Raw genomic sequence first — 8,297 nt, forward strand, 5'->3', positions numbered from 1 at the left:
CTCCTAACTCCTAACTCCTAACTCCTAAATCCTGACTCCTTCGTCATTTATTTATAATTGTTCAACCGGACATGATATTAAAGTATTAGCCAGGAAAAAATAACCTGGCTAAACTAATAAAAAAGTATCCTTTAATTTAAATTACTTTAAAATTGTTTTAGAAACAATTCTAGTTTTTTTCCTATCTGCTTCAGAAAGTTCTTCTCCATCTTGTAAACGAGTAGCACTGGTTTGTAAAACAGTTGCTGCCCCTGTATCTCCCATTTGTAATGCTGTTTTAGCAGCCGTTTGTAACATCGTAGCAGCACCCGAACGATCGCCTTGCTGCAATTTTGTTTCAGCTATTTGAGTTTGCCTATATTTTGCTAGAGCTAAAATATGATTTTGTACTTCAGAATTAATTTGAGGCTGATATTTTTGTGTAACATTAGCTTCAACTAATATAGGTTCAGAAAGTAAATCTTCCTTACTTTGAGCAGGGTCATCATAACGAATTTGTAATTGAGCGATCGCCTGTTTTCCTTCAGGTAATTGCCCAATATAAAGATTAACTAGAACTACTCTTTCTACATCTTTCATTAAATCTCCCAGTCTGACCATAAAGCGGTCGTTCTCTTTTTGTACGGGCAATTCAATAGTATCTGGTGCTACTTGTGCAATAGGTTTAAGTTCTGCTAATCTAACTCTTGGCATCAAAGATAATCGTAAATAAGAATTAGTAAGTCCTACAGACTGAATCCTGTTAAACAGTCTTCCAAATTCTTCTATTGCCTGTTCCGGGCGTTGAATATAAGCCAGAGTCCCCCCACCTGCATCAGCTATTTTTTCCAGAACATCTTGATTCCAATCATCACCAAATCCCAGGGAATTTAGAGTCATACTATAATCAGTGGCCAACTTTGCCAACTTAAGGCAACGCTCATTATCCCCATGTTCATTTTCCCCATCAGTTAATACGAAAGCCTGGGAAATAGAATCTTTTTGGCCTTTATCTAACTCTTCTATTCCTAACTTCAAACCCTCATCAATAGCTGTGCCGCCAGAGGGTCTCAATCTGTTAATCTCACGCTTAATGCTAGCAGGGTCATTAATAATTTGATTAGAAACAATCACTTTAGCTCTATGGTCAAAAGCCACAACCGAAAGGCGATCTCCCTCTTTCAATTTATCTACAAGTTGTCCTGCTGCTTGTTTGACAGTTTCCAGTGGCCTTCCTTCCATAGAACCACTATGGTCTAAAATCAAACATAGGTTTAGTGGTACAGTTCTTTCTAACTCATCAGCTAGAGCTGAAATAGATATGGCCAGTTGGCGTTGAGATGAAGATTTAGTTGCATCAATATTGGTATCGTTAAGAACTGAATGTAGATTAACTTTCATATATATACAAGAAATTTTACTACTACTTATTTAAGAATATCTCCACAAATATAGGGAAAAATTTCGATCTGAATACATAGAAATTAGGCTTCTTCAAAAGTTAATGACGATCAAATCTACATCTAGACAAGAAACCCAATCTCTGCTAACTATATTAATCAACTAATATAATTAATGGTAAGTACGCCATTTTTGCCAAATAATTATGGTAGAATCCACACCTAGACAAAAAAACTTGTTTTTGGTAGTAATATTTCAGAATATCATAACTGAATTTAAGAACATGACTAATATCAATTATACCCGCTACAATAACTCTACAGCACGCTAACATAATCTAAAGATAGTACAATCATTGCTAGGAATTATCTAATGAACTCACAAATAAAAGCAGTTCAAGCAGGGAGTTACTACGGAGACACATCTTTTCGTACACCGCCCCCTGATTTAGAATCTTTAATGTTAAAAGAACGAATCGTTTATTTAGGGTTACCACTATTTTCATCAGATGAAGTAAAAAGAAATGTAGGTATTGATGTTACCCAATTAATTATTGCTCAACTACTTTATCTACAATTTGATAATCCAGAAAAACCAATTTATTTTTATATCAATTCTACTGGTACTTCTTGGTATACAGGAGACGCAATTGGTTTTGAAACAGAAGCATTTGCTATTTGTGACACCATGAGTTACGTTAAACCACCAATTCATACAATATGTATTGGTCAAGCGATGGGTACAGCAGCAATGATTTTGTCGGCAGGTACAAAAGGATATAGGGCAAGTTTACCTCATGCTACCATAGTTCTTAATCAAGCTAAAACAGGAGCTAGGGGTCAAGCAACAGATATTTCAATTAGGGCAAAAGAGGTTTTAGCTAATAAGACAACTTTTTTAAATATTCTTTCTAGAAATACGGGTCAATCAGTAGAAAAGATTGCTAAAGATACAGATAGAATGCTCTATATGACCCCCGAAATAGCCAAAGAATATGGTCTAATAGACCAAGTTTTAGCAAGTAGAAAAGAACTACCAAAACCACTACCTGCCACTGTCTAAGTTCTCAATAAAATCAAAGGTCAAAAATATTATGCCTATAGGTGTTCCTAGCGTTCCTTATCGTCTTCCTGGCAGTCAGTATGAGAGATGGATAGATATTTACACCCGTCTCGGTCAGGAAAGAATTATCTTTCTCGGTCAAGAAGTTACAGATGGGCTAGCTAATAGAATTGTAGCCTATATGTTGTATCTAGATTCTGATGACCCAAATAAGCCCATTTATCTTTATATTAACTCTCCTGGTGGTTCTGTAACTGCAGGTTTGGCCATATACGATACTATGCAGTATATAAAAGCAGATGTAATTACTATCTGTTTGGGTTTAGCTGCTTCTATGGGTTCTTTTCTATTAGCTGCTGGTACGAAGGGTAAAAGATTAGCTTTGCCCAACTCTAGAATTATGATTCACCAACCAATGGGTGGTACTCGTGGTCAAGCAACAGATATTGAAATAGAAGCTAAGGAAATTTTGCGTGTTAGAACGCAGTTAAACAATATGCTCGTAGAATGCACGGGTCAATCTTTAGAAAAGATAGAAAAAGATACCGATCGAGACTATTTTATGTCTGCTGAAGAAGCTAAAGAGTATGGTCTAATTGACCAAGTAATTGATGAGCGTCAAAACTAAAAGTTAGTAGTAGGGTGAATTTAAGTAGGCAAGCAAAATAGATTGAAAAAAATTGTCTAAATTATTGATAATTATCCAAGTTAATGTTTAATTTATTTTACACAACTACTTAATATTCACCCGACTTTAATTATCTGTAAAAAAAATATGGATATAGCAGAGTATTATCGACAATTAGGATTAAATATAGGAGCTAGTTTAGGAGAAGTTAAGGCTTCTTATCGACGACTAGCACGACTATATCATCCAGATGTTAACCCCGATCAGCAGGCTAAAGATAAATTTATTGCAGTTACAGAAGCTTACAAAATATTGCTTAAAATTGCTCCTTCTCAAACAGAATTACTATACAATTCTACTGTCAAATCAACAAAAAATAATTCAACACCAGAAACTAAATCTCCACAAACTTCACCCTCAAAGTCAACAAAAGTTAAAGTAACTCGTAAGCAGAATCAACATAAAAATCAATCCCACTTATCAGAACCAGAAAAACAACTTAAGCAAAATTATTATTTACATTTACAGCAATTATTAAAATATAAAAGATATCCTCGGGCGATCGCCCTAGTAGAAGGTTTGGCTCAAAGAATGCCTCAAGATTGGGAAGTACGACAATGGCAAGCGATTGCCTATCAACGTTGGGCACGTCACCTTATTGGAGAAGGACAACTGGATAAAGCTAGAAACTATTTAAAGAAAGCACTCAAAACAGATCCTCACAACCGCACCCTTTGGTCTGAAGTAGAACGTGATTTTCGTCAATTGGAAAAAATTTATTAATTATTTACATATTCGACCAATAGTTGTACAATATACCAAGTTTTTTTATTAGATATACACACGAATATTTGTGTAATTTTTGGGTAAGATAACAATCTTAGTTTGGATTGCAAGGTGGGCAACAGGGACAAAAATATTTCCTTGTATAAAGCTTATCATCAGTATGGAACCCCTAAACGGATCTATTAAGCATCTCCTCCACCCATAGGGAGGAGGGAGTAGGGGGAAAGAATTGATGAATAACAGTGCAATAAAAGAGCATAATTTTTGATTGTTGGAGATATCTATCTATCTATAGTAATTAAATATCAATATCCTCACTTCTTGGCCTAAAAACCCAACATTAGCTAATATTCCAAATGGCTTCTATAAGCCAAACACTAACTCAATATTTGCTATATAAAAAATATTTGAGAAAAAGGGAGCAGCAAATAGGTTAAAGGTTTCAAAATTTTTCTCTAATTTATTGTAAATGCCTAAATTTTCTCAAAGTAACTTAGTAGGGTTGCTATATAAATAAAAACGAATCATCAATATTAATTTAAGAGACTTATATTCCTTAATTTTGGCAATATTATTAGGAAACAAGTAAAAATATTTAAACTATTAGGAATATACTTGAAGTTAATAACCATACCCATATTTATATTCACAAATTCAACTCAAATGTGTAATACCTATTTGAAAAAAATAATGCTGTGAATACAGCAAAGCTATAGCGATCAGTTATTAATCTATTTTAACTAACTAACTAAAAGAATAGATTTGATTTATCCTAACTACTAGTCGCTGTACGTCGTCCTATCGACTACATCGCTAATCTTACGGCTCCCCTACCTCTAAATGACTACTAAAATACTTTAAGTATTCGTAGCAAACATTGATAAAAATGGTATAGCAGCCTATAAATTATAAAGACATATAGCAATCAGGAATCAGATGTGAGAATTGAGATGTTCCTTAGAAGTATACAATATAGCATTTATTTTATTAATATATATTCATTTTTTCTTCTTCTCTGTTCCCAAAATTGATGTTCCCTGTTCACTAGAATTATTCAATATCTCACAACTTAAATCATATTGCTATACTAATATTTTGATTAGCTTCAACAACAGTAATTTCTGTTTAAAATTTAAAAAAATCATCAAAAAAACTAACAATGGCAGACATAAATCAAGATTTCCAAAAAGCTATAAATCTACAAAAACAAGGAAAATTAAAAGAAGCAGAGTCAGTATATATTGACATACTCAAGTCTGATAGTAATCATGTACCAACCCTAATTAACTTAGGTTTAATAGAGCAAAACCAGGGTAAACTAGATGAAGCAAGTCAATTCTATAAATATGCTTTGTCCCTAGAAGCAAACAATATATCTCTACTTTATCTTTTAGCCAAAATTACACAAGAGCTAAATCAATTAGACGAAGCTATTATCTATTGGAAAAAATTAGCAGAACTAAAACCAGATTCTGCCCTAGAATTTTATGGCAATATTGGTAATAGTCTAGTTCAACAAGGCAAATTTGATGAAGCACTAAACTACTTTCATAGCGCCTTAGAAATATCACCCAAAAGTTTTCAAGCTCATCAAGCGATCGGTAATTTACTAATTAGGCAAAATAAACTTTTAGAAGCTAAATCAGAATTTAACAAAGCCCTAGAAATTAATCCTAATTATCAAGCAGCAAAAATTTGGTTAACTTTAGTTGATAAGTTACTCAAAGGAGACAATCTAGTTTCATTCAATTATCAAAACACCCCCATAAGATTTGAAATAACAGGAAAAAATCTAGCGGTAGAAATTGCTAATGTAGGTGGAAGTTTTTATGAATTAGCCGAGCTAGAATTTATTAGACAAAATCTCAAATCAACAGCTCCAGTTATTGTTGATGTTGGAGCAAATACAGGAAATCATTTAGTATACTTTAGTAAAATTATCCAGGCAGCAAAAGTTATCCCCATAGAGTTTCATCCAGAAGTTATTGCAGCTTTAAAGAGACATATTTCAATTAATCAAGTTAGTAATATTGACTTATCTAAATTAGGCTATGCTCTTGGTAAAAATAGTTGTAAATCTTTCATAAAAGAACATCCAGCTAAAGATTTATGTTTGACAGAAATTGACGATAACATTATCAATGGTCAAGAATTAGTAGTTGTTCCTTTAGATGAGATAATTACTGAAAAAGTAGACTTCATTAAAATGGATGTACAAGGTAAAGAGATAGATGTCTTGGAAGGAGCAAAAAATTTGATATCTAGCTATCGACCGGATATGTTAGTTGAAATTGCCAAAAATAATATCAAGGATTTTAGGAAATTTTTAGCAGCAGTCAACTATCAAACTGTTAAAGCATTTGATTGTGGAAGATATGTCAACTTCTATATTAAATATACGTAAGCATTCAGCTATTAGCGGTCAGCTATCAGCTTTTTAGGGACTTCCAAATAAAAAATTATCCCAATTAGTTATGAAAGAAAAGGAGCAGGGAGTAGGGAAGAAATTGAAAAAGTTAAGGTAGTAGATAAAAGTTGGTTAACTATAGAGTACAAAAATTGGGATAATTTATTTTCTGATATTCCCTTAATGAATGAAATAAAAATTAGTTTAACTTGTATAGTAACGTGCGCTGACATATTTACACATTATCTTTTGTACACCTTTTCTAGACTGCACTTTGAACTGGATATTGTAAATATCTGAGCGCTCATTGCTATACTATATTTTTACCTATAAATATAAGCACAAGAAAGACTTTTTTTGAGTTTTTAATTCATACAATTCAAGGGAATGAAACTGATAGCTGACGGCTGTTTGCGCAGTATTCTACAGGAAATGCTTACAAACATATAGTCATTTAACTTTAGATTGAGACAAAGCTTTATTGCTATGACGGAGTTTCAGACGAAAAAACGTCTCATTTTTAAGTTAAACTACTATACTCACTAAAATTTCAATTTGGATTGGCGACAAATATATGTAAATGGAAAGAATAAACTAATGCAAGACTTAATTATCTGGTCAATAGTGTTTATAGTGAGCTTATCCACTCTGATTAAAGCTTCTGACTTCTTTACAGATGCAGCAGAAAAAATAGGTATATCTTTAGGAATTTCTCCTTTTTTAGTTGGTGTAACTATAGTATCAGTAGGAACATCTCTACCAGAGTTAGTATCATCTATTATCGCTGTATACCAAAATTCCTCTGAAATTGTTTTTGGTAATGTTATCGGTTCAAACATTGCTAATATTTTCTTGATTATTGGTGTAGCATCATTAATTAGTAGCCCTTTAAGAATACAATATGAACTAATTAATGTAGATCTACCACTATTTGTTGGTTCAACCTTTTTATTATGTTTAACAGTTGTAGATAATAATTTTTCTAAAAATGAAGGTATTATTTGTATTTTGGGATATGTTATCTATGTTTTATACTCTATTAGTAGTGCTAAGGAAGAACAAAAGTTAGAAAAAGATGGAAATACAAACTCAAAGAAAAGTTTACCACTCAAACAAATAGCCATTGTGGTTGTTAGTTCATTATTTGTATTTTTGGGGGCAACTTATACAATTGAATCAGTTACTAAAATTTCTGATATACTCAACATTGCTAAGGAGTTAATTGCTTTAAGTGCAGTCGCCCTTGGTACCTCATTGCCAGAGTTAATAGTTACTATTTCTGCTGCTAAAAAAGGTAACCCAGAAATTGCTGTGGGAAATGTTTTAGGTTCTAACATTTTCAACTCATTAATGGTAGTAGGAATACCACGATTAATCGGGAATTTAGTAATTCCTGAAGATCTTATTGGTGGTGGGTTATTGGTTTTATTAGCAGGAACGATTATGTTCTTTTTTGTCACTCAAGATAAACAAGTAACTCGTTGGGAAGGATTAATATTTTTCCTATTTTATGGGTGGTTTATTGGCAATATATTTGGGTTAGTTTGACATTCTACAAAACCCAATACTTAAATTTGTATTTCCTAGAGTAATAGCGAATAATTTCATGTCTGTATGAACAGTTATAAATAATACTTAATCCAGTTTAGAAAGAACCGTTATTATGAATGTATAGGGCAGTAAGGTAGAAGAGTTAGAGAAGAATTTAAAAAACGGACTTTTGAAAACCGGATTGGGTATAATTAGGGTTTGCTGAAAAAGTCTTTTAGTAGGGGATAGGAGACAGGATACAGGATACAGGAGTTAGGGGAATGAGGTAGGAGTAAGAATTGTAAGAATAATTTTTCTGCCCAACCATGACCCTAAAATGCACTCCTTTTTGAGCATGAAGAGCTGATTCTCAGGCACTCTTTTCGACTCCAAAAAGGCTAAAGTCTTTGTTTGTCAATTCTTTGATATTTAATCAGCAAGTCCTATTTAACCCACATTCCGCACTTCAAAATGTAGTATACAAATAGAGTGAGAGAAGAAAGG

The 8,297-nt window shown here is 32.9% G+C and carries 6 protein-coding genes; 5 read left to right on the forward strand and 1 reads right to left on the reverse strand.

Going from position 1 to position 8,297, the window contains the following annotated elements; translation table 11 throughout:
• Positions 1–141 precede the first annotated feature (141 nt).
• Positions 142–1,380 (reverse strand): vWA domain-containing protein, encoded by a 1,239-nt coding sequence (locus AC3DU7_RS18580; RefSeq protein WP_488040802.1) that lies wholly within the window; start codon positions 1,378–1,380, stop codon positions 142–144.
• A 372-nt stretch (positions 1,381–1,752) separates the two neighbouring features.
• On the opposite strand from AC3DU7_RS18580, the gene AC3DU7_RS18585 reads away from it, so the two are divergent.
• The 5 genes from AC3DU7_RS18585 to AC3DU7_RS18605 all read left to right on the forward strand — a co-directional run bounded on the left by AC3DU7_RS18585 (position 1,753) and on the right by AC3DU7_RS18605 (position 7,811).
• Complete coding sequence (locus tag AC3DU7_RS18585) at positions 1,753–2,442, forward strand: ATP-dependent Clp protease proteolytic subunit (protein WP_488040803.1); 690 nt, start codon at positions 1,753–1,755, stop codon at positions 2,440–2,442.
• Between the two features lie 31 nt (positions 2,443–2,473).
• Positions 2,474–3,070, forward strand: a complete 597-nt coding sequence (locus AC3DU7_RS18590) for an ATP-dependent Clp protease proteolytic subunit (protein ID WP_488040804.1) — start codon at positions 2,474–2,476, stop codon at positions 3,068–3,070.
• 147 nt (positions 3,071–3,217) lie between these two features.
• The gene (locus AC3DU7_RS18595; RefSeq protein WP_488040805.1) at positions 3,218–3,853 is read left to right on the forward strand and encodes a J domain-containing protein; all 636 of its coding nucleotides are present in this window, start codon (positions 3,218–3,220) and stop codon (positions 3,851–3,853) included.
• A gap of 1,162 nt (positions 3,854–5,015) precedes the next feature.
• Positions 5,016–6,260: an FkbM family methyltransferase gene (locus AC3DU7_RS18600; protein ID WP_488040806.1), complete on the forward strand. Its 1,245-nt coding sequence runs from the start codon at positions 5,016–5,018 to the stop codon at positions 6,258–6,260.
• A 600-nt stretch (positions 6,261–6,860) separates the two neighbouring features.
• Positions 6,861–7,811 (forward strand): calcium/sodium antiporter, encoded by a 951-nt coding sequence (locus AC3DU7_RS18605; protein ID WP_488040807.1) that lies wholly within the window; start codon positions 6,861–6,863, stop codon positions 7,809–7,811.
• Positions 7,812–8,297 lie beyond the last annotated feature (486 nt).

The organism is Okeania sp., assembly GCF_983059655.1.

Excerpts from the sequence above, each read along its gene's own strand:
- AC3DU7_RS18580 (WP_488040802.1), bottom strand. The coding sequence starts at position 1,380 with ATGAAAGTTAATCTACATTCAGTTCTTAACGATACCAATATTGATGCA.
- AC3DU7_RS18585 (WP_488040803.1), top strand. The coding sequence starts at position 1,753 with ATGAACTCACAAATAAAAGCAGTTCAAGCAGGGAGTTACTACGGAGAC.
- AC3DU7_RS18590 (WP_488040804.1), top strand. The coding sequence starts at position 2,474 with ATGCCTATAGGTGTTCCTAGCGTTCCTTATCGTCTTCCTGGCAGTCAG.
- AC3DU7_RS18595 (WP_488040805.1), top strand. The coding sequence starts at position 3,218 with ATGGATATAGCAGAGTATTATCGACAATTAGGATTAAATATAGGAGCT.
- AC3DU7_RS18600 (WP_488040806.1), top strand. The coding sequence starts at position 5,016 with ATGGCAGACATAAATCAAGATTTCCAAAAAGCTATAAATCTACAAAAA.
- AC3DU7_RS18605 (WP_488040807.1), top strand. The coding sequence starts at position 6,861 with ATGCAAGACTTAATTATCTGGTCAATAGTGTTTATAGTGAGCTTATCC.